Origin of the sequence: Rhizobium grahamii, from assembly GCF_009498215.1 — a bacterium.
GTDB lineage: Bacteria > Pseudomonadota > Alphaproteobacteria > Rhizobiales > Rhizobiaceae > Rhizobium > Rhizobium grahamii_A.
This window is the reverse complement of record NZ_CP043499.1, coordinates 1,367,580-1,388,882: the sequence shown is the minus strand read 5'-3', so window position 1 is coordinate 1,388,882 and position 21,303 is coordinate 1,367,580. Positions and strand designations below refer to the sequence as shown.

Here is a 21,303-nt window from a genome sequence, read left to right as displayed (position 1 = left end):
GGATGACGATGATCTTCGGCATTCCGCTGCAGGCGTTCATGGGCCAACTGCTGATCGGCCTGATCAACGGTTCCTTCTATGCGTTGCTGAGCCTTGGCCTCGCCATCATCTTCGGCCTGCTGCGCGTCATCAACTTCGCCCATGGCGCGCAGTACATGCTCGGGGCTTTTGCGGCCTATCTTCTGCTTGCCTATGTCGGTATCGGCTACTGGCCGTCGCTGATCCTGGCGCCCATTATCGTCGGAGTGGCGGGTGCTGTGATCGAGCGGCTCTTCCTGCGCCGGCTCTATGACCTCGATCCGCTCTATGGCCTGCTCTTCACTTTCGGTCTGGCACTCGCCGTGGAAGGGACTTTTCGCTATCTCTATGGCTCTTCCGGCCAGCCCTATGCGCCGCCAGCAGCCCTTACCGGTGCGGTCAATGTCGGTTTCATGTTCCTGCCGATCTATCGCGGCTGGGTGGTCGTAGTGTCGCTGGTGGTCTGCCTGGGTACCTGGCTTCTGATCGAAAAGACCAAACTCGGCGCATATCTCAGAGCTGCCACGGAGAATGCCACGCTCGTCCAGGCGTTCGGTGTCAACGTGCCGGTGCTGCTGACAATGACCTACGCGCTTGGCGCTGGTCTTGCCGCCTTCGCGGGCGTGCTGGCAGCACCCATCTACCAGGTGTCGCCGCTGATGGGTTCCAGCATGATCATCGTCGTTTTCGCCGTTGTCGTGGTTGGCGGAATGGGCTCGATCATGGGGGCGATCATTACCGGCTACGTCCTCGGTATTGCTGAAGGCCTGACCAAGGTCTTCTATCCGGAGGCGTCCAACATCGTGATCTTCGTCATCATGGCGATTGTTCTTCTCATCAGGCCCGCGGGCCTCTTCGGCCGGGATGCATGACGATGACGGAGATCACCGAAACCCTCAGGACGGAAAAGAGCCGGACAGCGCTGTCGGTGCAGGCAGCCTTCCTCGTCATCGGCTTACTGCTTCTGCTCCTGGCGCCGTTCTTTTTCTACCCGATCTTCCTGATGAAGCTTCTGTGCTTCGCGCTGTTTGCCTGTGCCTTCAACCTGCTGCTTGGCTACACCGGCCTTCTCTCGTTCGGCCATGCGACGTTCTTCGGTGGGGCCGCCTATTTCACGGCACATGCCGTGAAGGAGTGGGGATTTTCGCCGGAACTCGGCATCCTCGTTGGCGTGGTGGGCGCAGCGGTGCTCGGTCTCGTCATGGGCTTTTTCGCGATCCGCCGTCAGGGCATCTATTTTGCGATGATCACGCTCGCCCTGTCGCAGATGTTCTTCTTCTTCTGCCTGCAGTCGGCGTTCACGCACGGCGAAGACGGCATCCAGTCCGTGCCGCGCGGCCATCTGTTCGGCCTCATCGACCTCAGCAGCTCGACCAACATGTATTACTTCGTTCTTGCCGTCTTCATCGTCGGCATCCTGATCATCTGGCGCTTCATCAACTCGCCGTTCGGAATGATCCTGAAGTCGATCCGTGAGAACGAGCAGCGGGCGGTATCGCTTGGCTATTCCGTCGCGCGCTACAAGCTCGGTGCCTTCGTGATGTCGGCAGCGCTGGCGGGGCTCGCGGGCGCCGTGAAATCGCTGGTCTTCCAGTTTGCGACCTTGACCGATGTCGCCTGGCAGATGTCGGGCGAGGTGATCCTGATGACGCTGCTTGGCGGCATCGGCACGCTGATCGGTCCGCTGTTCGGCGCGGGCCTCATCGTCACACTGGAAAACTATCTGGCAACATCGGAATTCCCGGTGACGATCATCACGGGCGTCGTGTTCATGATCTGCGTGCTGATCTTCCGCCGCGGCATCATCGGTGAATTCTACGCGTCGCGCCTCGGTCGGAAACTCGGCTTCGTCTATCGCCGCTAACGTGCCAGGCAATCGTCTCTCCGAGGACCGGAATATTCTCTCTCGACCGAACGAGACTGCGACATACCTATCCGTTCGGTACCTTTCACAGCAATTCGCCGACGATCATGATTACCGAGAGGGCGGCCGCCATGATCCTCGAAGACAACAGGTAGGAGAACGGCATGGCACGCATCGCATTCATCGGACTTGGCAACATGGGTGGGCCGATGGCCGCCAACCTCGTCAAGGCGGGCCATGAGGTGACCGGTTTCGATCTCGCCGCAACCGTTCTGCAAGCCGCGGAAGCAACTGGCGTGGTGCCGGCGAGCCATATCAGCCAGGCGGTCTCGGGAGCGGAAATCGTGGTGACGATGCTGCCGCAAGGAAAACATGTCTTGACGGCCTGGCCCGATATCCTGGCCTCGGTCGCGAGCGGAACACTCGTCATCGACTGCTCGACCATCGATGTCGACAGCGCGCGAAAGGCTCATGAGTTGGCCAGAACAGCCGGATGCCTGTCGCTTGACGCTCCGGTTTCCGGCGGCACTGGCGGAGCGACTGCCGGGACCCTGACGTTTATGGCCGGCGGTTCCGACGAGGCGTTCGAGAAGGCACGGCCGGTTCTGGAAGCCATGGGAAAGAAGATCATCCATTGCGGCGAGGCGGGCGCGGGGCAGGCGGCGAAGATCTGCAACAACATGATCCTCGGCATATCGATGATCGGGGTCTGCGAGGCATTCGCGCTCGGCGAAAAGCTCGGTCTGTCGCATCAGGCTCTTTTCGACGTCGCATCGACCTCATCAGGGCAGTGCTGGTCGGTAAGCACCTATTGCCCGGTGCCGGGACCGGTTCCCGCTTCACCGGCCAACAACGACTACAAGCCGGGCTTTGCGGCAGCTCTCATGCTGAAGGACCTCCGTCTCTCCCAGGAAGCAGCACTCTCCACGGGTGCGTCGACGCCACTCGGCGCGGAGGCCGCGCAGCTATATGCACTCTTCGAAAAGCAGGGCAACGGAGGGCGCGACTTTTCGGCCATCATCGAAATGTTGCGCGGCAGGAGCATATAGCGCCCGGGTGGCTTGACACGCTCACCGATATCAGCGACGGCCCCGGCAACTACAGCGCCGCGGTGGCCGACAAGAGGAATACGACATGCAGCTTCAACCCACGGCATCGGGCGTCAAGAACGCCGTTCTGGTCGGGGTCGCCTTGATGCTGCTTGGAGACCTTCTCTTTGCGCTGAACGATGCCATGGGTAAGTGGCTGGTGACGAACTTTTCGCTCGGGCAGGTGCTTCTTATCCGTTCGCTCGGCTGCTTCATCGTGCTCGGACCGCTGCTGGTCAAGCAGGGGCCGGAGAAGCTGTTTCGCGTCGAGCGAAAGGGCCTGCAGGTCCTGCGTGTCCTGTTCGCCACGCTTGATGTCGGCCTCTTCTATGCTGCCGTTGCCTACCTCCCGCTCGCGGACGTTATGACGTTCTATATGGCCGGGCCGATCTATGTCGCTGCCCTCTCTCATTTCTTTCTGAACGAGCGTATCGGCTGGCGCCGCTGGCTCGCCGTCCTCGTCGGCTTCTGCGGCGTCGTTATCGCCCTGCGTCCATCTTCGGCGATGCTGTCCTTGCCATCGCTTTTCGGTATTGTCGGCAGCCTGTCATTCTCGATGTCGCTGGTACTCAACCGGTATCTGCGCAACACCAGCGATACGACGCTGGTAACCTGGCAGATGCTGGCCGCGCTTGTCGTCGGCGTCGTTCTGTCGATCGGGTCGTGGCAGCCGACCACGCCGATCGAACTCGGCAGCATGCTGGCGCTCGGCGTCGTCGCGTCCTGCGCGCACCTGCTCATCACCCGCTCCCTGAAGCTTGCGCCCGCTTCGCTGCTGGCGCCGCTGCAATACACGCTGTTGATATGGGCGATTGCATTCGGATACGCTTTCTTCGGCGACATTCCTGATATGTACGTGATTGTGGGAGGGGCAATCATCGTTGTGGCGGGATTGTTTATCTTCCATCGGAAGAACCTGTTGGAGACTGTCTCGGTCGAAGCGGTGCCGGTGGATGGTCACTGAACAGGTCCTCAGCCTTAGAAATTCTTGAAGTCGAACTCCATTGAAGAAGAGGACAGCGATATGCCAACGCAAAAAGTAGCGCTCGTGACAGCTGGTGGGAGCGGAATGGGAGCAGCGGCGGCACGCCGGCTCGCGGCGGATGGTTTCAAGGTTGCCATTCTGTCGTCGTCGGGCAAGGGCGAGGCATTGGCCGCGGAACTTCAGGGTGTGGGCGTCACCGGTTCGAATCAATCGAATGAGGACATGCAGCGTCTCGTCGATCTTGCCATGTCGAACTGGGGGCGGATCGATGTCCTGGTCAACAGCGCAGGCCATGGACCGCGGGCGCAGATCATCGAGATCACCGACGAGGATTGGCACAAGGGGCTCGATGTCTACCTGATGAACGTGATCCGACCGACACGGATCGTCACGCCGATCATGCAGGCGCAGAAGTCCGGCGCGATCGTCAACATCTCCACAGCCTGGGCGTTTGAGCCCGCCGCGATGTTTCCGACATCCGCAGTCTTCCGTGCGGGCCTCGCTTCCTACACCAAGATTTATGCGGACACTTATGCGGCAGATAACATCCGCATGAACAACGTGCTGCCGGGCTGGATCGACAGCCTGCCGGGCACCGAGGAACGACGCGATTCGGTCCCGATGAAGCGTTATGGGACGAGCGAGGAGATTGCCGCCACCATTGCTTTCCTCGCGTCTGAAGGCGCGGGTTACATTACCGGCCAGAACATCCGTGTCGACGGTGGCCTGGGGCGTTCGGTCTAAGGCGATACCTGCGCCGCGCCCCTGCTTTTTCCGATAGGGATCGATTGATGTTCTCTATCGGAATTTTATAGTTTATCTATTTCATTTATGGTGGACGCCTGTTTATGTTGCGCCGCGAAAGCGATATCTCGCTTCGCAGCAATTTACAGGAGTCCGCATGTCCCTCATCAACACCGCAATCAAGCCCTTCAAGGCCCAGGCTTACAAGCAGGGCAAGTTCGTCGAAGTGACCGACGTCGACACGAAGGGAAAGTGGGCGGTTTTCTTCTTCTATCCTGCGGACTTCACGTTCGTCTGCCCGACCGAACTCGGTGATGTCGCAGATCATTACGCCGAGCTTCAGCGTCTTGACGTCGAGGTCTATTCCGTCTCCACGGATACCCACTTCACGCACAAGGCGTGGCACGACAGCTCAGAGACGATCGGCAAGATTCAGTACACCATGATCGGCGACCCGACCGGCACCGTAACGCGCAACTTCAACGTCATGCGCGAAAGCGAAGGCCTTGCCGACCGCGGCACCTTCGTCGTCGATCCTGACGGCGTGATCCAGGCCATGGAAGTGACGGCGGAAGGTGTTGGCCGCAACGCCGCCGATCTGCTGCGCCGGATCAAGGCAGCCCAGTATGTCCGCGCGCATCCGGGCGAAGTATGCCCTGCGAAGTGGGAAGAGGGCGAAAAGACGCTCGCTCCCTCGCTGCACCTCGTTGGCAAGATCTGATTGATCAGTGAGCCGCTTCCTCGATTGGAAGCGGCTCGCTACGGCTATGCCGCATGCGCGGCAGATGAATTTATTTAGCGGAGTGCGCAATGCTCGACGAAGCCCTGAAATCCCAGCTCAAAAGCTATCTGGAACGCGTTGTCCGCCCGATCGAGATCGTGGCGTCGCTGGACGACAGTGCGAAATCACGCGAGCTGTCGGAGCTTCTGAACGCGCTGGTGTCGCTCTGCGACAAGATCTCCGTGACGGAATTGCATGGCCAGAACGAGCGTGCGCCTTCGTTTGCGCTGACAAGCCCTGGGCATGACATAAACCTGCGCTTTGCGGGCATTCCGATGGGACACGAATTCACATCGCTCGTTCTGGCACTGCTGCAGGTTGGCGGCCATCCGCCGCGCGTCGAGCAGGCGATTGCGGACCAGATCAAGGATCTGGACACCGACCTGACGTTCGAAACCTATTTCTCCCTGTCTTGCCAGAACTGCCCCGATGTCGTTCAGGCTTTGAACCTGATGGCCGTATTGAATCCGCGGATCAAGCATGTCGCCATCGACGGCGCGCTCTTCCCCAAAGAGGTCGAGAGCCGGCAAATCATGTCGGTCCCCACGGTCTATCTCAACGGTCAGGTCTTCGGGCAGGGCCGCATGGAGATCGAGGAAATCGTTTCCAAGCTGGATACGAATGCTGCGGCGAAGGCCGCCGAGCGCCTCAACGATCGCGCCCCCTATGACGTTCTCGTGGTCGGCGGCGGTCCTGCCGGTGCGGCTGCAGCAATCTATGCGGCGCGAAAGGGAATCCGGACAGGTGTGGCTGCGGAACGTTTCGGCGGACAGGTGCTCGATACCATGTCGATCGAAAACTTCATTTCGGTTCGTCATACCGAGGGACCGCACTTCGCCGCTGCCTTGGAGGAACACGTTCGGGACTATGATGTCGACATCATGAACCTGCAGCGCGCCAGCAAGCTGGTTGCCGGCAAGGGGCTTGTGTCAGTCGAACTCGAGAACGGAGCCGTGCTTCGATCGAAGACCGTCATTGTCGCCACAGGCGCGCGCTGGCGGCAGATGGGTGTGCCCGGCGAAGACAGCTACCGTAACAAGGGCGTTGCCTATTGCCCGCATTGCGACGGTCCGCTGTTCAAGGGCAAGCGGGTTGCAGTCATCGGCGGTGGAAACTCCGGCGTGGAAGCGGCGATCGACCTCGCCAACATCGTTCAGCACGTGACCTTGATCGAATTCGATTCGAAGCTGCGCGCCGATGAGGTGTTGCAGCGCAAGCTTGAGAGCCTGCCCAACGTCGACGTTGTGCTCTCGGCCAAGACAACCGAAGTGTTGGGCGATGGCCAGAAGGTAACGGGTCTCGTCTATGAGAACCGCATTGCCGGGCAGCGACACACGCTGAATCTGGACGGTATCTTCGTCCAGATCGGCCTCCTGCCGAATACGGAGTGGCTGAAGGGCACTGTCGATCTCTCCCCACGGGGCGAGGTTGTCGTCGATCATCACGGCCAGACGTCGGTGCCCGGCGTATTTGCCGCCGGCGATTGCACGACAGTGCCTTACAAGCAGATCGTCATTGCCCTGGGTGAAGGCGCAAAAGCGTCTCTCGGTGCGTTCGACTATCTGATCCGTCATGCGGAGACGCCGGCGGACGCGGTCAAGGCCGCATAACGTCAGCGATAGAGAATGACACTTCGAGAGCTTGAGTATCTGATCGCCTTGGCGGAGCATCGGCATTTTGGCAAGGCGGCGGAAGTTTGCCTTGTCACCCAGCCGACACTCTCGATACAGATACGCAAGCTCGAGGAGGCGCTGGGAGCGCCGTTGATCGAACGCACGCCCCGGGCGGTGATGCTGACGCCATTCGGGCAGGATGCGGTCGAGCGGGCTCGGCGCATCATGGCCGAGATAGGCGAGATGAAGGCTGCGGCGCTTCGCAGCCAGAATCCGGGCTGCGGCACCCTGAAGCTCGGGATATTCCCGACACTTGGGCCGTATCTCCTGCCGCATGTCGTTCCGCGGCTGCGGGCAGCTTTCCCGGATCTCGAAACCCTGCTGACGGAGGAAAAGAGCGATAGCCTGCTGATGCGGCTGCGGGATGGCACGCTCGATCCCGCCATCCTTGCTCTTCCCGTCAATGACGAGCGGCTGAAATCCGAGCTGCTTTTCGAGGAGCGATTTCTGCTGGCCGTGCCAGCGGCGCACCGCCTTGCGAAGCGTACTCACCTCTCCCTGAACGAGCTTCAGGGGCTTGATCTCATGCTTCTCGAAGACGGTCATTGCTTGCGGGATCAGGCTCTCGATGTCTGCCGGCTGTCAGGCGCGTCGGAACGGGCGTCCTTCCGCGCCACCAGCCTGGAAACCTTGCGCCAGATGGTCAGCGCCGATGTCGGAATAACCCTCCTGCCCGAACTTGCGACGCATTACCCGGTCCGCGGCAATATCCGCCTTCTCAATTTCGAAGATGATTCACCAAGTCGTCAGCTCGCGCTTTTCTGGAGAAGCGGCTCGGCAATGGGAGGCTTCCTGAAGGATGTCGCGGCGCTCGTGCGCGAGGTCGCGCAGGACCTGCTTGCGGAAGCGCCTGACGGTCAATCCGTAACGCGGCTGCGCGCAGGCGCAGCCGGCTGAAATCCGGCGGCTACTTCCATTCCCAAAGGACGGCTGACGAATAGGGGCGCTGCTGCACGAGAAGTGTGAGATCGTCCATGCCGTTCTCGTAGGTTGTCGCATCGGCCTCGCCATTCAGTCCGATGAACAGCATCTTCATCGACGTTGACCGCTCACTTCCCTTTTTGCGGTAGGAGAGATGCACGGCGCAACTCGGATATTGCCAGTTGCGCGTCAGCCGCTCGGCAAAGGCTTCCTCGTTCAGCCCGTCCGTTCGGCCGGTCGCGGCGAAGAACTCACCAAGGCCCAGAAAGCCGGAGAAGAGCTTGTATGCGGTTTCCTGTTGCATCTGGACGCCTTGACCCGTCGCGGTGTCGCGGCGATAGAAAAGACTGTCGCTCACGCCGCGCTGCTTCTTCAGCGAATAGCTGATGAGGTTCTGCTTGGCGAGAAGCTCCATTGCCAGCTCATAAGTCTGGAAGCGCTCCGGCTCGGCATGAAGCGCCTCGATACGCGACTTCAGATCTAAAACATATTCACGATAACGCGCCGCAGCCATGCTCGATGTCCTTTTTGATTGGCGCCTCCTAGCAGAAAAGAACCGTTTTCCAAAGCCAGTGTCACGATCCGCACGATCATTCTCCCATTTCCGCCAAGAGAAGTCTTACAATGCGGAAAACAGGGCAAGCTCGACATTCAGCTGCGCGCCACGCGCATAGCGCATAGCTGCCCTGCAGGTTCGTGCCTATCATTTGGGCGGAAATCCTGTATTCTCCTTTTCATCGAAGCGCTGCACCTCCTCCGGCAGCCCTTCGTAATTCGCAAGCGCTCTACTCCTCCTCCCAAGGGCGCCTGTGGGAACAGCAGCACTCCTCCTCCCAGCTGCTGTTCGGTTATTTTTCGAAAGCCTGCCGCACCTCCTCCCGCGGCAGGCTTTTTCGTTTTCTGGCCACTACCCTCAAGCGGGCTGAGCGCCAATTCGAAGCGCAGCCGAGGCTTTCGGCCTTGCCGCATAATACTTTCCTGAAAATACGACGTCGTCGGAAATGCTGTAGTGGTCGATCCACTCGCTTCGATAGGGGCTGAAACCTTGGTCTCAACCTAGATCGAAAGGTGTATTTTTCATCCCAATTGCCGCCCGGTGGGACCATTTACAAGATTCACGATTTCGCCACAATCTCGATGCGCCTGTGGAGGGAAAGATGGCAAACCCAGCATATCCGTTGAATTCCGAGAATTTATTGATTGATACGGACGCCGCGCGTGCTGCAGCGAAATCCTATTCGGAGGCCTACCAGCACAACGAGCCATATCCGCATATCTGCATCGACAACTTCCTGCCGCCGGATATTCTCGAGAATGTGCTTAGCGATCTTTCCTCGCTGCCGGCCGCCGAGAGCAGCTTCGCTCGCGCTCAGGAGAACAGGAAGACATCATACCTGCCGGAGCGGCTTCCCAGCTATACCAAGAACCTGTTTTACGCCCTCAACTCGCGGCCGTTTCTGCTCTTCCTCGAGGACCTCACCGGTATTGAGGGTTTGATTCCCGACCCGTTCTTCTTCGGCGCCGGCATCCATGAAGTCGCGAATGGCGGCCATCTCGATATCCATGCGGATTTCAATCTTCATTCGAAAATGAAGCTCGAACGCCGGATCAACGTGCTGATCTACCTCAACAAGGATTGGCGCGAGGAGTGGGGTGGCTCGTTCGAAATCTGGGACAAGGAGATGAAGGGGAAGGTGAAGGGTTTCGTGCCGCTCTTCAACCGCATGGTGGCCTTCTCGACGACATCGGAATCTTTCCACGGCAATCCGACGGTCGTTGCCCAGCCGGATGATCGCTCAAGATTCTCCATCGCCCTCTACTATTACACGGCGACCTGGGATGACACCCGGAAATCACATTCGACACTGTTCAAGCCGCGCCCGAACACCAAGGACAAGCGAGACTATGCCGAGCAGCGGCGCGAGTTGCTGAAGGAAGTCACGCCGCCGATGCTGTTCCGCAAGATTATCGGCCCTCTGAGCCGGATGGGATTCTGACGCCGTCTCGCGGGTATCGAGCCGAAATTATGAATGCCAGCTCGGCCCTCGGCAGTGCTGGCATTCCGTTTTGTGCCGGAGCGTTGGACATGGTCGCGAGACGCTTATGCCGGTGCGCTCGTGTCGTATTCCCAGGCATCCGTCATCTCGGCATCCACCTCGCACAAGACGCCATCCGGATCGTAGATTATCGAGACCTTGCCTCGCAGCTCGGCCGCCAAAAGGCTTTCTATAAGGCGCGAGCCGAAGCCGCGCTTTGTGGGAGGCTCCACCTTCGGGCCGCCTGACTCCTGCCAGCGCAGGCGAAGCCTCGGTGGATCGCCGGCCTCTATCCACCATGACAACACGACGCGGCCGGCAGGGACGGAAAGAGCTCCATACTTGGCCGCATTCGTGGTCAGTTCGTGAAGTGCGAGCGAGATCGAAACGACGGCGCGCGGAGCGACCTGCAGATGCGGTCCTGATATTTGGAACCGTTCGGGCGAATAGGGCGACAAGGATTGCTCGACGACGGCGGCAAGCGCCGCGCGCTCCCAGCTACCGTGCGTCAGCAGGTCATGGGCGCGAGACATCGATGCCAGGCGCGCTTCGAATGCATCGACCCCCGTGCGATAAGCCTCGTCTCGTCCGAAAGTCTGGCGGGCGATCGCCATCACGGTCGCGAGCACGTTCTTGACGCGATGATTTAGCTCCCCCACCAGCACGGCCTGAAGCCGCTCGGCTTCCTTGCGTGCACTGATATCGTGGGCAATCTTCGAGGCGCCGACGATCCGCCCGTAGACATCATAGATCGGGGATACGCTCAGCAGGACATCAACCTGGCTACCGCCTCGCCGCCGCCGCTTGGTTTCATACGGCTCGACCTTCCGCCCGGCGCTAACCTCCCGGAGGATCGCGGGCTCCTCGTCGAGCCGGTCATCCGGCACAAGCATCAGGACTGAGCGGCCGATCGTCTCATCGGCTCGATAGCCATAGAGTTTCTCGGCGCCGATGTTCCAGCTGGTGATGTTCATGTTGAGATCGGTGCCGAGGATGGCGTCGTCCGAGGACGCGATGATCGCTGCCAGCCGTCGCTCCACTTCCTGGGCGCGCTTGCGCTCGGTGATGTCGATGATGACCGCCGTCGCCTGACGTATCTTTCCGCCACTGTCGCGCAGGGCTGATACTGAGTTGGACACCCAAACGAGGCTGCCGTCCTTGCGGACGTAGCGCTTCTCGATTTCGAAGCTCTGTCCGGTCGCCACCATCTGCTCCAGCAGGCGAGCGTTTTCCTCCCAATCCTCCGCCAGAGTGAGATCCTGTATGTGCATCGTCAGCAATTCGGCCTCGGTGTAACCGACGATCTCGGACAGGCGGCGATTGGCAAGAAGAATCCGTCCGTCGAGATCCAGCTGCCCGATTCCGGCCGCCGTCTGCGAAAAGATCGCACGAAGCCGCTCTTCGCTCTCTCGCAAAGCTTTCTCGGAGCGGATTCGTTCGCTTGTCTCGTTGACGATGCAGAAGACACCGAGCGGCTTTCCCGTGTCATCACGGACCGGAGAATAGGATATGTCGAAATAGACAGTTTCGGGATATCCATGCCGTTCGATGTAGAAAGGGCGATCCTTCGCGGCGACGGTTTCGCCATCATCAAGGACGCGCCGAAGCAGTGGCTCCAGATCGCCCCACAACTCGCCCCAGTTCTCCCTTGCCGGGCGGCCGAGCGCCTGCGGATGCTTGCTGCCGATCGTTGGTCTGTAGGCGTCATTGTAGAGAGCGATGAAGTCCTCGCCCCAGAACATCACGATCTGGGCATCGGCCGACAGCATGATGTCGACGGCCACCTTCAGGCAAGTCGGCCAATTCTCTTTCGGGCCCAGGCCGGTGTCATCCCAGTCGCGGTTGCAGAACGCATCTGCCATCTCGCTTGCCCCGTCACTATTCGGCAAAGAGTCCGCCCTCCCGTAATTGTCATCGACAATTCAACGGTCTGCAGGCTTTTCGTCAATAGCAATCTTCAAGGAAAACGGCGCACGCGTGGTCGATCGGCGGAGTTGTTTCCGACATGATGAATCCCGAAACAACCGTGGGTCATCCAAGGAAAGCCAGTGCCGCCATGACAAGCGGCGCTGGCCCAAGCGTGATCGATGCCTAGTGCGGCGCCACGACGGCGCTCGCCAGCCGTTGCAGGTTGAGAAGACCGATCGGTTGGCCACTTTCGTCGGTAACCGCCACGTCGACTGCCGGTGCCATGGCAAGGACGCGGATAGCATCTTCGATGGTCGTTCCGCACGCAACAGTTGTTCCGTTCGCCTGGAACCCAGGTGTCAGCGGCGCCATGACTGCGTCGACCTGGATCACGCGACCGCGGTTCACCTCCCGAACGAAATTGGCGATATACTCGTCCGCAGGGCGGAGCACGATGTCCTGGCTGGTGCCCTGCTGGATGATTTCGCCGTCTCGAAGGATTGCGATCTGGTCGCCCAGCCGAAGCGCCTCATCGAGATCATGGGTAATGAAGACGATGGTTTTCTTGATCTCCTTCTGGAGGTCGAGAAGAACAGTCTGCATGTCCATGCGGATCAGGGGATCGAGCGCCGAGTAGGCCTCGTCCATGAGAAGCACGGGAGCGTCGTTGGACAGCGCGCGCGCCAGACCGACGCGCTGCTGCATGCCGCCGGACAACTGGTTCGGATACTTTTTTTCAAAGCCCTTGAGGCCGACCCGTTCAATCCAGTTCATCGCGACGTCGATGCTCTTCGACTTCGGAACGCCCTGGACCTCGAGGCCGTAGACGGTGTTGTCGAGGACGTTGCGATGCGGCAGCAGCGCAAACTTCTGGAAGACCATGGCGGTCTGGTGACGACGGAAGGTGCGAAGTCCCGTCGGGTTCATCTTGACGACATCCTCGCCGCCGACCAGCACCTCGCCGGCAGTCGGGTCGATCAGCCGGTTGATGTGGCGGATCAGCGTCGACTTGCCGGAGCCCGAAAGGCCCATGATGACCTGGATGCAGCCCGCGGGCATGTCGATATTGATATTCTTGAGCCCGAGGATAAGCCCGGCCTTGGCGTTCAGTTCGGCCTTCGTCATGCCGTTTTTCACGGCCTCGACGTAGGCATGAGCGTTGGGGCCGAAGATCTTGTAGAGATTGCGAACTCTGATGCCGTCGAATGCCGGATTAGCCATGAACGATCTCCCGATGTTTCTGGAGTCGCTGTCCGTATGCCTGGCTGACCCGATCGAAGATGATGGCAATGCCGACGATGGCAAGGCCGTTGAAGATTCCAAGTGTGAAATACTGGTTGGCGATCGCCTTGAGGACCGGTTGGCCGAGGCCCTGGACGCCGATCATCGAGGCCACGACGACCATCGCCAGCGCCATCATGATCGTCTGGTTGATGCCGGCCATGATTGTCGGGAGTGCCAGCGGCAGCTGCACATTCTTGAGTTTCTGCCAGTTCGAGGACCCGAATGCATCCGCGGCTTCGAGAACGTCCTTGTCGACCAGACGGATCCCCAGGTTGGTCAGTCGGATCATCGGCGGGATGGCGTAGATGACCACGGCGATGAGGCCCGGAACCTTGCCGATGCCGAGCAGCATGACGACGGGGATGAGGTAGACGAAGCTCGGCATCGTCTGCATCACGTCCAGCAGCGGATTGACGATGCGCTGAAAGCGATCCGAGCGGGACATCAGAATGCCGATCGGAATGCCGATGGCAATAGACAGGAGGGTGCAGACGAAGATCATGGAGATCGTCCGCATTGTGTCGTCCCACATATCGAAATAGCCGATCGCCAGCAGCGTGAAGAGGCAGCCGAGAACAACCTTGATGTTCCGGCTCGCGCCCCAGGCGATCGCCAGGATGATCAACGTGATGATCGGCCAGGGCGTTTGCGTCATGAAACGCTCCGAGGCGATCAGAAATTTCTGCAGCGGCGAAAAGAAGGCTTCGATGCCATCGCCGTAAGTGCGCGTGAAAGCGCGAAAACCATCATCAATGGCCTTCTTGAGATTCCGAAGGGAATCGTCGTCCATGTGCGGGAATTTGTATAGCCATTCCATCCGGTTCCCCTTTATTTTTATAAGAAGCCGAGATCGTGTTATTGTATATTTTTCGGCGATCAGTACGGCGCGTTTTCACGCGCCGCACCCGCTTCGATCAAAGCGAAGCCTTGATCTTTTCTGCCGCCTGCGGGGAAACCCACTTCGACCATACGTCGGCGCTATCCTTGAGGAAGTGCTTCGCACCTTCCTCACCGCTTGCCTGGTTTTCCGTCATCCAGGCCATCAGCTTGTTGACAGTCTCGTTGCTCCAGGAGCGGTTGTTAAGGTAGCCCATGACGTCAGGGCCCGCCTTCTCGGAGAACGGCTTTGCGACCAGGGTCACAACGTGGTCGACCGGCCAGGCATTCGGCTTCGGATCCGGGCAGTCGGCAACCGTGTTGCAGCGCTTCCATTCGGCAGCGTCCGCCGGAACGCCGGCTTCGAGCTTCACCATCTCGTACTTGCCGAGCAATGCGGTCGGAGACCAGTAGTAGCCGACCCATCCCTTCTTGCGTTCATAGGCCTTGGCAACGGAGCCATCGAGACCAGCGGCCGAGCCCGTGTCGACGAGCGTGAAGCCTGCCTTCTCAGCGCCGAACGCCTTGTAAAGCTGCGCCGTCACGACCGTACCGCCCCAGCCCTGCGGACCGTTGTAGATCGCACCCTTGCTGGAATCTTCCGGATCCGGGAACAGCTCGGGGTGCTTCAGGACGTCACCGATCGACTTGATGTCGGGATGCTCGTCGGCAACGTATTTCGGAATCCACCAGCCCTGAACGCCGCCATCCGGAAGGGCCGTCGCAGCCTGGACGAGCTTGCCCTCATCGACGCCGCGCTTGACCACATCGGGAAGAAGATCGACCCAGGCCTCGGGAGCAATGTCGGGCTGGCCCTTTTCCGCCATGGAGGTGATCGTCGGAACGGTATCGCCAACGGTGATCTCGGCCTGGCAGCCATAGCCTTCGTTGAGGATGATCTTGTCGATGTTGGAGAGAACTTCCGCACTCTGCCAGTTCATGCTGGCGATGGTGACGGTGCCGCATTCAGCGGCGTTGGCAACGGAGATGCCTCCCAGTAGGCTGAACATGAGGCATGTGGATGCAAGCAACTTATTCATTCTGGTTCCCTTTTTCTTAGCGGCGAGATTTCCGGGAGCCCACATGCCGCGTCTGCGGGCTCCAGTATCGGCATCAGGTTCTCCCACTCATCCTGATTGTTTTCTCCCATGCGAACCGTCGGCTAATCGCAAACCGCGCCACGGTTTTTCGTTATTTTCTACTGCCTCGATAGCAGCTGCCACGGAGCCCGGGTATTCAAGTAACGACTTAACCATGCCTATGGGGGACTGTCTCGCTTTTTCCCGCATACGGGAGCAAACGATCCTTGAGCCCTCTGTGAAGGATCTGACCGTCAGTGCTAGTCGTCATGCATTCCGCGCATAGGTGGCGTGACGACTTGCTGCTGTTAGACGGAGGCGATTGCGCCTATATGAGCGTCATCGAAGCAAACAAAGCGCCAAGGACTGGCAGCTGAGCTTCGAAAGCCCACGGAAAGGGGATTTATCATGAACGTAGCACGCTCTTTCAACAATTGGCGCAGGTATCGTCAGACGGTCTCCGAGCTGGGCCGCATGACCACGCGCGAACTTCACGATCTTGGTATCGCACGCGCTGACATCCCCAGCGTTGCTCGGGCTGCTATCGCCCGCTAAGTTCGGCTGAACCTTATCGGCTCTGCTGTCGGCGTCCGCAAAGCGGGCGCCTTTTTTGTTTCCTGCGAGCATCCCGGCAATCGCATAGCGCATGGCTGCCTTGCAAATTTCTGCCTACGAATTGAGCGCTGATCGTGTATAGTCACAAGCATCGAAGCGATGCACCTCCTCCCGCGTCGCTTTGCTCTGCAAGAGACCTACTCCTCCTCCCAAGGTCTTTTGCTGAACAGCAACACTCCTCCTCCCGTTGCTGTTCGACCATTCAAGGAAAGCCTGCCGCACCTCCTCCCGCGGCAGGCTTTTTTGCTTTTAGGTCTAGCCTAAATCATCAATGGCCAGCGGCATCACATCAGTGTGGATTGCGGATCGCGCCCCGACAGATCAATCGGTTGTGAACATAGGCGGGTCCTACGACGGCGGCGGCCACGTCCACCGCCAGTTCGTCGTCGCCGCGGCAGCGCACGAAGCCTTCCAGAACAACGAAATCACCCAGGATCGAGACGATGATCTGAGTGCTATCGAATTCGGCCGCCGCCTCCAGGGCGCTACGCACGGCAGCCCTGGTCGCCGCCGAGCAGTGGCCCGCCTCGGCGCTGTTTCTGGATTGTTCGTAACCATCGAAACGCATTACCATTTTCGCCTCCTCGTTGCGTATGGCGTTGCCGGATGGTGCTTGTCGGCGCCTTCGGCTTCGCGACTGTCTGATGCATCAATGCGCAGGCAGCGCTTTCGATCCATCCGACCATTGTCATCAGAGAGATCCCGTTCACGCTCCTCTGCGAAACGGCCTGCAATAGGGGCCGCCAGCGCCCAAGAGGTGGATCTTAGTCGTGTTGGCGAGGTGCCGAAATTAACTTTGACATGGTGTACGCGTTTCTCATGCGGCGACAAAAGAAACCATCACGCGGATTGGAGAAAAAGGCTCGCCGAAACGGCGAGCCAAGCAATGTAGCGGTTGTTGGGGAACCGTCGCAGAGAGCCGACGGAGCACATCCGTACGGCTTCCGCATCTAAAGAATGCTGCCGTGATGTCCATGGGCGGGCGGGGCCTTCTTTGGGTACAAAGCTGTCCCCCCGCCTGGGCGGCGCTATCGCCAGCCGAGCGCCGGAGCGACATGCGTCAGGATGGATTCAATGACATGGGCATTGTAGGCAACACCGAGCTGGTTGGGCACGGTCAGAAGCAGGGTATCTGCTTCCGCGATAGCCTCGTCCTCGGCGAGTTGCCGGACAAGGGCATCTGGCTCCGCCGCATAGCTGCGGCCGAAAATGGCCCGGGTTGTATCATCGATGAAGCCGATCGTGTCGGCCTCCTTGTTGCCACGGCCGAAATAGGCGCGGTCTTGATCGCCGACCAGCGCAAAGATGCTGCGGCTGACCGAGACGCGCGGCTCTCGCTGATGGCCGGCAGCCTTCCATGCTTCTCGATAGGCCCGGATCTGCTCGGCCTGCTGCACATGGAAGGGCTGGCCGTTTTCATCGTCCTTCAAGGTTGAGCTCTGCAGGTTCATGCCAAGCTGTGCCGCCCACACGGCCGTCGCATTGGAACTAGAACCCCACCAGATACGCTCGCGCAAGCCTTCCGAATGTGGCTCCAGACGAAGAGCTCCGGGCGGATTGGGAAACATCGGACGCGGATTCGGCTCGGCGAAACCTTCGCCCTTCAGGACGTCGAGAAACACTTCCGTGTGGTGGCGCGCCATGTCGGATGCGGTCGTTCCCTCGCCGAGCTGGTAGCCGAAGTAACGCCAACCATCGATCACCTGCTCGGGCGAGCCGCGGCTGATGCCGAGCTGAAGCCGGCCTCCTGAAATAAGGTCGGCGGAACCGGCGTCCTCGGCCATGTAAAGCGGATTCTCATAGCGCATGTCGATCACCGCAGTGCCGATCTCGATCCTGCTGGTCCTGGCACCGACCGCTGCAAGCAGAGGGAAGGGCGAAGCCAGCTGGCGGGCAAAATGATGGACCCGGAAATAGGCGCCGTCCGCGCCAAGCTCTTCAGCGGCGACGGCGAGATCGATGGACTGGAGGAGCGCGTCGGACGCGGAGCGCGTTTCGGATTGGGGCGAGGGCATCCAATGCCCGAAGGAGAGAAAACCGATCTTTTTCATCAATGATTACCTTGCCAAGAGACGCTCGAACACAGTTCGGCCGGTAGGGCCCGCTGCAGATGGCGCGACCCTATCGCGCGGTGAATGTCGAAGCGAGGAGTTTCTGGCGCGCCGGCTGCTTGCAGAACGGACCGGCTTTGCTAGCACTTGCAGCCTCTGATATGCATGTCTCCCAAACATGGGCACGCAAGACCGGAAAGGGCTGTTGGAAATGTTCCTCAGCGATCGCCAAACCGAAATCGTCGATATGGCCAAGGCAAATGGGCGCGTTTTCGTCGAAGACCTGGCGGCGCATTTTTCGGTCACGCCGCAAACCATCCGAAAGGATCTGAACGACCTCTGCGACGCACAGGTGCTGACACGGGTTCACGGCGGGGCGCTTTTCCCGAGCGGCACCGAGAATGTGAAGTACGAGGCACGCCGGCAGATCGCGGCCGGTGAGAAGCAGTCGATCGGCCTGGCTGCGGCGGCGCTCATCCCGAACAACGCTTCTCTGTTCATCAACATCGGGACCACGACGGAGGCGGTTGGCGAGGCGTTGATCAACCACCGCGAGCTGATGGTCATCACCAACAATATCAATGTCGCCAACCGGCTGAGGCTTCTGCCGTCGATGGAAGTCGTGATCGCCGGGGGCGTGGTCCGTGCGTCCGATGGCGGTATCGTCGGCGAGGCCGCCGTCGATTTCATTCGTCAGTTCAAGGTCGATTATGCCGTGATCGGTGCATCCGCGATCGATCAGGATGGCGCGTTGCTGGACTACGACTTTCGCGAGGTGAAGGTGGCGCAGGCCATCATCGCCAATGCACGCCATGTCATCCTGGTCGCCGACTCGACCAAATTCGAGCGCACGGCCCCGGTCAGGATCGCGCAGTTGTCGCAGGTGAATACCTTCATCACCGATCACTGCGAGATCGATTCCATCCAGGATCTTTGTCGGGAAAACGGTGTGCGGCTGATCGAGACCGACAGGCGGTTGCAATCCATGCAATCGGCCGAATAAGATTTCCCTTCAACGATTTTGCGATCCCTTGCCATGAGCCTTGAAACCGTCCGCGCTTTCTTCAGCGCAAACGCCCCTGATATCGAGATCATCGAAACCTCCGAGAGTTCGTCGACCGTGGCGCTGGCCGCTGAGGCGCACGGGGTTGATCCTTCGCAGATTGCCAAGACCATTTGCCTACGGGTCGGCGACGAACCGATTCTTGTCGTGGCTGGCGGTCTTGCGCGGCTCGATAACCGCAAGTTCAAGGACGCCTTTGGCGCGAAGGGGCGCATGTTGCAGGCCGACGAGGTGGTTGCTGTAACCAGTCATCCCGTGGGTGGCGTTTGCCCCTTCGGTCTGCCGACGCCCTTGCCGGTCTATTGTGATGTGTCGCTGCGCCGCTTCGATGTTGTCGTACCAGCGGCCGGATCCACCAATTCGGCGGTGCGCATCGCGACGGAACGCCTGGCGGAACTCACCAACGCAACCTGGGTGGATGTCTGCCAATAGGCAAAACTCGCTTTCTGCTTCAAACGGCGGAAATCCTACCTATATAGGTCGGGACTGCTGTTTCCACCGGAAGGAGAATTTGAGATGCCTGCTGCTGTTTCGCGTTTTGCCAAGATCGCGGCGATCGCCGTCTTGACGGGCGCTACGGTGTTCGCTTCGATTGGAGAGGCTGATGCCCGGCGCGCGGGTGGTTCCGGCTTTGGAAGCCGCGGCACGCGCACATTTCAGGCGCCTCCCGTGACCCGAACGGCACCGTCTCCCGCGGCTCCGATTGATCGGTCGATGACGCCGGGGCAGCAGACGAACGCACCCTACAGCACGCAACAGCCTTCCACAGCCCAGCGTCCCGGTGGCTTCTTCGGCGGCGGCTTCGGCCGGTCGATGATCGGCGGCCTGGTTGCGGGCGGCCTGCTCGGCATGTTGCTTGGACACGGCTTCGGTGGCGGCTTCGGCTTCCTCGGGATGCTGCTTCAGATCGCTTTGATCGCGATGGCGGTTTCCTTTGCCATGCGCTACTTCGCCAATCGGCGCCAGCCGTCTTACGGCTCGGCCGCCTCCGCGCCATCGTATAATGTAAGGCCGAGCGCGGGATCGTCTTTCACCATCCCGTCCATCGGCTCTGGAGCCGGCTACGGCCAGAGCCAGGCGAACTCAGGCCCAAGTGACGAGATCGGACTGAAGCAGGGCGATCTCGACCGCTTCGAGGGTCTGTTGACCGAGGTCCAGACCGCCTACGGCTCGGAGGATTATCCGACGCTGCGTCGACTCACGACGCCTGAAGCCATGTCCTATCTCGCGGAGGAACTGGGAGAGAATGCCACCAACGGTGTTCGCAACCAGGTCTCCGACGTCAAGCTCCTGCAGGGCGATATTGCCGAAGCCTGGCGGGAAGATGGTGCCGACTACGCCACGCTTGCGATGCGATATTCGTCGGTGGACGCGCTCGTCGAGCGCACAAGCGGTCGCGTCGTCAGCGGTGACGTCAGGTCGCCGACGGAAACGACCGAGGTCTGGACGTTCGTGCGCAAGCCCGGCAATGACTGGAAGCTCGCGGCGATCCAGGGAACAGAGCAGCGCGCGGCCTGACCGGCCGGGCGCTCTAGCCTTCCTGCGCGGCGGCCGGCACAACCCAAAGCGGGCGTTCTTCCCGCTTTGGCGAGAGCGTAGCAACCGCGTCCTCTCCTTCGATCAAGGCCTCGTCGCCTTCCCGAAGGTCAACTTCATAGCTGTAGTCGTAGAGCATTTCGCAGGCGCGCTCGCTGGCCTTGATCTTGGCCTCGGTCTCATTCACGGCCGTGGTGATCGCCTTGATCCGCGCTCTCAGCATCGAGCCGAGAATGTCGGTCGTCGGCCGCTTTTCGAGCCGCTCGAGATGATGCTCGATGCGGGCGGCGTGGCGTTCGAGTTCGCGTTTGCTGAACCTCGCCTTGCGCATCTCTTCCGACAGATCCGAACGCATGCGGGCCAAAGGGTCGAATGAGCCGGGCTCGCGCTCGTCGAGCGTCAGCTCGTTGACAAGCTTTTCGATGACGATCAGGGCTTGGAGGTCAACCGGATCGGCCAACTCGACGTCGTACCCGGTATCGTCGAAAACCTTTCGGCGCACGGGATCCAGCAGAAGTTCATAGGCTTTCTGCACCCTGCCGAAGGCGGCAGGGTCGCCGCCGGAATCTGGGTGTGTTGACTTGGCGCGCCGCCGATAGGCCGCCTTGATCTGATCGTCGCTCGCGTCGCGCCGAACGCCGAGAATCTCGTAGGGATTGGTCACTATCTCTCCGCTTTTGTCGGACATCGCGCCGGCGCCCGCGAGGCGCGCCGTGGCATGGTTTCCCTTCTTCTACCATCACTGGGGCAGAGTTTGGACAAAAGAATGCATTGCGGAATG

General features: G+C 60.0%; 21 protein-coding genes. 13 read left to right on the top strand and 8 right to left on the bottom strand.

The window, feature by feature from the left end; all coding sequences use genetic code 11:
- The first annotated feature begins 2 nt into the window (after window positions 1–2).
- The 8 genes from FZ934_RS25155 to FZ934_RS25120 all read left to right on the top strand — a co-directional run bounded on the left by FZ934_RS25155 (window position 3) and on the right by FZ934_RS25120 (window position 8,050).
- On the top strand, window positions 3–890 hold the full coding sequence (locus FZ934_RS25155) for a branched-chain amino acid ABC transporter permease (RefSeq protein ID WP_153273526.1): 888 nt from the start codon (window positions 3–5) through the stop codon (window positions 888–890).
- Window positions 891–892: 2 nt separating this feature from the next.
- Complete coding sequence (locus tag FZ934_RS25150; RefSeq protein ID WP_153273525.1) at window positions 893–1,882, top strand: branched-chain amino acid ABC transporter permease; 990 nt, start codon at window positions 893–895, stop codon at window positions 1,880–1,882.
- 164 nt (window positions 1,883–2,046) lie between these two features.
- Window positions 2,047–2,931: a 3-hydroxyisobutyrate dehydrogenase gene (mmsB, locus tag FZ934_RS25145; protein WP_153273524.1), complete on the top strand. Its 885-nt coding sequence runs from the start codon at window positions 2,047–2,049 to the stop codon at window positions 2,929–2,931.
- Window positions 2,932–3,016: 85 nt separating this feature from the next.
- The gene (locus tag FZ934_RS25140) at window positions 3,017–3,934 is read left to right on the top strand and encodes a DMT family transporter (protein ID WP_153273523.1); all 918 of its coding nucleotides are present in this window, start codon (window positions 3,017–3,019) and stop codon (window positions 3,932–3,934) included.
- A 60-nt stretch (window positions 3,935–3,994) separates the two neighbouring features.
- A complete protein-coding gene (locus tag FZ934_RS25135) occupies window positions 3,995–4,699 on the top strand; it encodes an SDR family oxidoreductase (protein WP_153273522.1) in 705 nt (234 codons plus the stop codon).
- A 157-nt stretch (window positions 4,700–4,856) separates the two neighbouring features.
- Window positions 4,857–5,420, top strand: coding sequence for an alkyl hydroperoxide reductase subunit C (gene ahpC, locus FZ934_RS25130; RefSeq protein ID WP_153273521.1), 564 nt, complete (start codon window positions 4,857–4,859; stop codon window positions 5,418–5,420).
- A gap of 89 nt (window positions 5,421–5,509) precedes the next feature.
- A complete protein-coding gene (ahpF, locus tag FZ934_RS25125; protein ID WP_153273520.1) occupies window positions 5,510–7,090 on the top strand; it encodes an alkyl hydroperoxide reductase subunit F in 1,581 nt (526 codons plus the stop codon).
- A 15-nt stretch (window positions 7,091–7,105) separates the two neighbouring features.
- On the top strand, window positions 7,106–8,050 hold the full coding sequence (locus FZ934_RS25120) for a LysR substrate-binding domain-containing protein (protein WP_153273519.1): 945 nt from the start codon (window positions 7,106–7,108) through the stop codon (window positions 8,048–8,050).
- A gap of 10 nt (window positions 8,051–8,060) precedes the next feature.
- Here the strand turns inward: FZ934_RS25120 and FZ934_RS25115 are convergent, their stop codons facing one another.
- Window positions 8,061–8,588 carry a hypothetical protein gene (locus FZ934_RS25115; protein WP_153273518.1) on the bottom strand — a complete coding sequence of 176 codons (528 nt, stop codon included), beginning with the start codon at window positions 8,586–8,588 and terminating at the stop codon, window positions 8,061–8,063.
- Between the two features lie 682 nt (window positions 8,589–9,270).
- On the opposite strand from FZ934_RS25115, the gene FZ934_RS25110 reads away from it, so the two are divergent.
- A complete protein-coding gene (locus FZ934_RS25110; protein ID WP_246737939.1) occupies window positions 9,271–10,071 on the top strand; it encodes a 2OG-Fe(II) oxygenase in 801 nt (266 codons plus the stop codon).
- Window positions 10,072–10,175: 104 nt separating this feature from the next.
- Here the strand turns inward: FZ934_RS25110 and FZ934_RS25105 are convergent, their stop codons facing one another.
- From FZ934_RS25105 to FZ934_RS25090, 4 genes are all read right to left on the bottom strand, one after another.
- Window positions 10,176–11,972 carry a PAS domain-containing sensor histidine kinase gene (locus FZ934_RS25105; RefSeq protein ID WP_153273516.1) on the bottom strand — a complete coding sequence of 599 codons (1,797 nt, stop codon included), beginning with the start codon at window positions 11,970–11,972 and terminating at the stop codon, window positions 10,176–10,178.
- A 229-nt stretch (window positions 11,973–12,201) separates the two neighbouring features.
- Window positions 12,202–13,239, bottom strand: coding sequence for a quaternary amine ABC transporter ATP-binding protein (locus FZ934_RS25100; RefSeq protein WP_153273515.1), 1,038 nt, complete (start codon window positions 13,237–13,239; stop codon window positions 12,202–12,204).
- Window positions 13,232–14,119 (bottom strand): ABC transporter permease, encoded by an 888-nt coding sequence (locus tag FZ934_RS25095; protein WP_153273514.1) that lies wholly within the window; start codon window positions 14,117–14,119, stop codon window positions 13,232–13,234. The genes FZ934_RS25100 and FZ934_RS25095 overlap by 8 nt, the downstream gene beginning before the upstream one ends.
- Before the next feature lie 97 nt (window positions 14,120–14,216).
- A complete protein-coding gene (locus FZ934_RS25090) occupies window positions 14,217–15,218 on the bottom strand; it encodes an ABC transporter substrate-binding protein (protein WP_153273513.1) in 1,002 nt (333 codons plus the stop codon).
- Between the two features lie 447 nt (window positions 15,219–15,665).
- Here FZ934_RS25090 and FZ934_RS25085 point away from each other — a divergent pair, with 447 nt between their 5' ends.
- Window positions 15,666–15,812, top strand: a complete 147-nt coding sequence (locus FZ934_RS25085) for a DUF1127 domain-containing protein (RefSeq protein WP_153273512.1) — start codon at window positions 15,666–15,668, stop codon at window positions 15,810–15,812.
- 349 nt (window positions 15,813–16,161) lie between these two features.
- Here the strand turns inward: FZ934_RS25085 and FZ934_RS25080 are convergent, their stop codons facing one another.
- Window positions 16,162–16,446 (bottom strand): BON domain-containing protein, encoded by a 285-nt coding sequence (locus FZ934_RS25080; protein ID WP_113362721.1) that lies wholly within the window; start codon window positions 16,444–16,446, stop codon window positions 16,162–16,164.
- Window positions 16,447–16,900: 454 nt separating this feature from the next.
- Entirely contained in the window at window positions 16,901–17,923 is a 1,023-nt protein-coding gene (locus FZ934_RS25075; RefSeq protein ID WP_153273511.1) for an LLM class flavin-dependent oxidoreductase, read from the bottom strand.
- 211 nt (window positions 17,924–18,134) lie between these two features.
- Between FZ934_RS25075 and FZ934_RS25070 the strand changes: the two genes are divergently transcribed.
- From FZ934_RS25070 to FZ934_RS25060, 3 genes are all read left to right on the top strand, one after another.
- A complete protein-coding gene (locus FZ934_RS25070; protein WP_113362655.1) occupies window positions 18,135–18,926 on the top strand; it encodes a DeoR/GlpR family DNA-binding transcription regulator in 792 nt (263 codons plus the stop codon).
- 33 nt (window positions 18,927–18,959) lie between these two features.
- Window positions 18,960–19,418, top strand: a complete 459-nt coding sequence (locus tag FZ934_RS25065) for a YbaK/EbsC family protein (protein WP_153273510.1) — start codon at window positions 18,960–18,962, stop codon at window positions 19,416–19,418.
- Between the two features lie 84 nt (window positions 19,419–19,502).
- On the top strand, window positions 19,503–20,504 hold the full coding sequence (locus FZ934_RS25060) for a Tim44 domain-containing protein (protein WP_153273509.1): 1,002 nt from the start codon (window positions 19,503–19,505) through the stop codon (window positions 20,502–20,504).
- A gap of 13 nt (window positions 20,505–20,517) precedes the next feature.
- On the opposite strand, the gene FZ934_RS25055 is transcribed toward FZ934_RS25060, so the two are convergent.
- Window positions 20,518–21,210 carry a J domain-containing protein gene (locus tag FZ934_RS25055; protein ID WP_432443632.1) on the bottom strand — a complete coding sequence of 231 codons (693 nt, stop codon included), beginning with the start codon at window positions 21,208–21,210 and terminating at the stop codon, window positions 20,518–20,520.
- Between the last annotated feature and the right edge of the window lie 93 nt (window positions 21,211–21,303).

Coding starts and splice junctions, on each gene's coding strand:
- ahpF (WP_153273520.1), top strand. CDS start 5,510: ATGCTCGACGAAGCCCTGAAATCCCAGCTCAAAAGCTATCTGGAACGC.
- FZ934_RS25135 (WP_153273522.1), top strand. CDS start 3,995: ATGCCAACGCAAAAAGTAGCGCTCGTGACAGCTGGTGGGAGCGGAATG.
- FZ934_RS25075 (WP_153273511.1), bottom strand. CDS start 17,923: ATGAAAAAGATCGGTTTTCTCTCCTTCGGGCATTGGATGCCCTCGCCC.
- FZ934_RS25085 (WP_153273512.1), top strand. CDS start 15,666: ATGAACGTAGCACGCTCTTTCAACAATTGGCGCAGGTATCGTCAGACG.
- FZ934_RS25100 (WP_153273515.1), bottom strand. CDS start 13,239: ATGGCTAATCCGGCATTCGACGGCATCAGAGTTCGCAATCTCTACAAG.
- ahpC (WP_153273521.1), top strand. CDS start 4,857: ATGTCCCTCATCAACACCGCAATCAAGCCCTTCAAGGCCCAGGCTTAC.
- FZ934_RS25155 (WP_153273526.1), top strand. CDS start 3: ATGACGATGATCTTCGGCATTCCGCTGCAGGCGTTCATGGGCCAACTG.
- FZ934_RS25150 (WP_153273525.1), top strand. CDS start 893: ATGACGGAGATCACCGAAACCCTCAGGACGGAAAAGAGCCGGACAGCG.
- FZ934_RS25120 (WP_153273519.1), top strand. CDS start 7,106: ATGACACTTCGAGAGCTTGAGTATCTGATCGCCTTGGCGGAGCATCGG.
- FZ934_RS25140 (WP_153273523.1), top strand. CDS start 3,017: ATGCAGCTTCAACCCACGGCATCGGGCGTCAAGAACGCCGTTCTGGTC.
- FZ934_RS25060 (WP_153273509.1), top strand. CDS start 19,503: ATGCCTGCTGCTGTTTCGCGTTTTGCCAAGATCGCGGCGATCGCCGTC.
- FZ934_RS25055 (WP_432443632.1), bottom strand. CDS start 21,210: ATGTCCGACAAAAGCGGAGAGATAGTGACCAATCCCTACGAGATTCTC.
- FZ934_RS25095 (WP_153273514.1), bottom strand. CDS start 14,119: ATGGAATGGCTATACAAATTCCCGCACATGGACGACGATTCCCTTCGG.
- FZ934_RS25115 (WP_153273518.1), bottom strand. CDS start 8,588: ATGGCTGCGGCGCGTTATCGTGAATATGTTTTAGATCTGAAGTCGCGT.
- FZ934_RS25090 (WP_153273513.1), bottom strand. CDS start 15,218: ATGAATAAGTTGCTTGCATCCACATGCCTCATGTTCAGCCTACTGGGA.
- FZ934_RS25080 (WP_113362721.1), bottom strand. CDS start 16,446: ATGGTAATGCGTTTCGATGGTTACGAACAATCCAGAAACAGCGCCGAG.
- FZ934_RS25105 (WP_153273516.1), bottom strand. CDS start 11,972: ATGGCAGATGCGTTCTGCAACCGCGACTGGGATGACACCGGCCTGGGC.
- FZ934_RS25070 (WP_113362655.1), top strand. CDS start 18,135: ATGTTCCTCAGCGATCGCCAAACCGAAATCGTCGATATGGCCAAGGCA.
- FZ934_RS25065 (WP_153273510.1), top strand. CDS start 18,960: ATGAGCCTTGAAACCGTCCGCGCTTTCTTCAGCGCAAACGCCCCTGAT.
- mmsB (WP_153273524.1), top strand. CDS start 2,047: ATGGCACGCATCGCATTCATCGGACTTGGCAACATGGGTGGGCCGATG.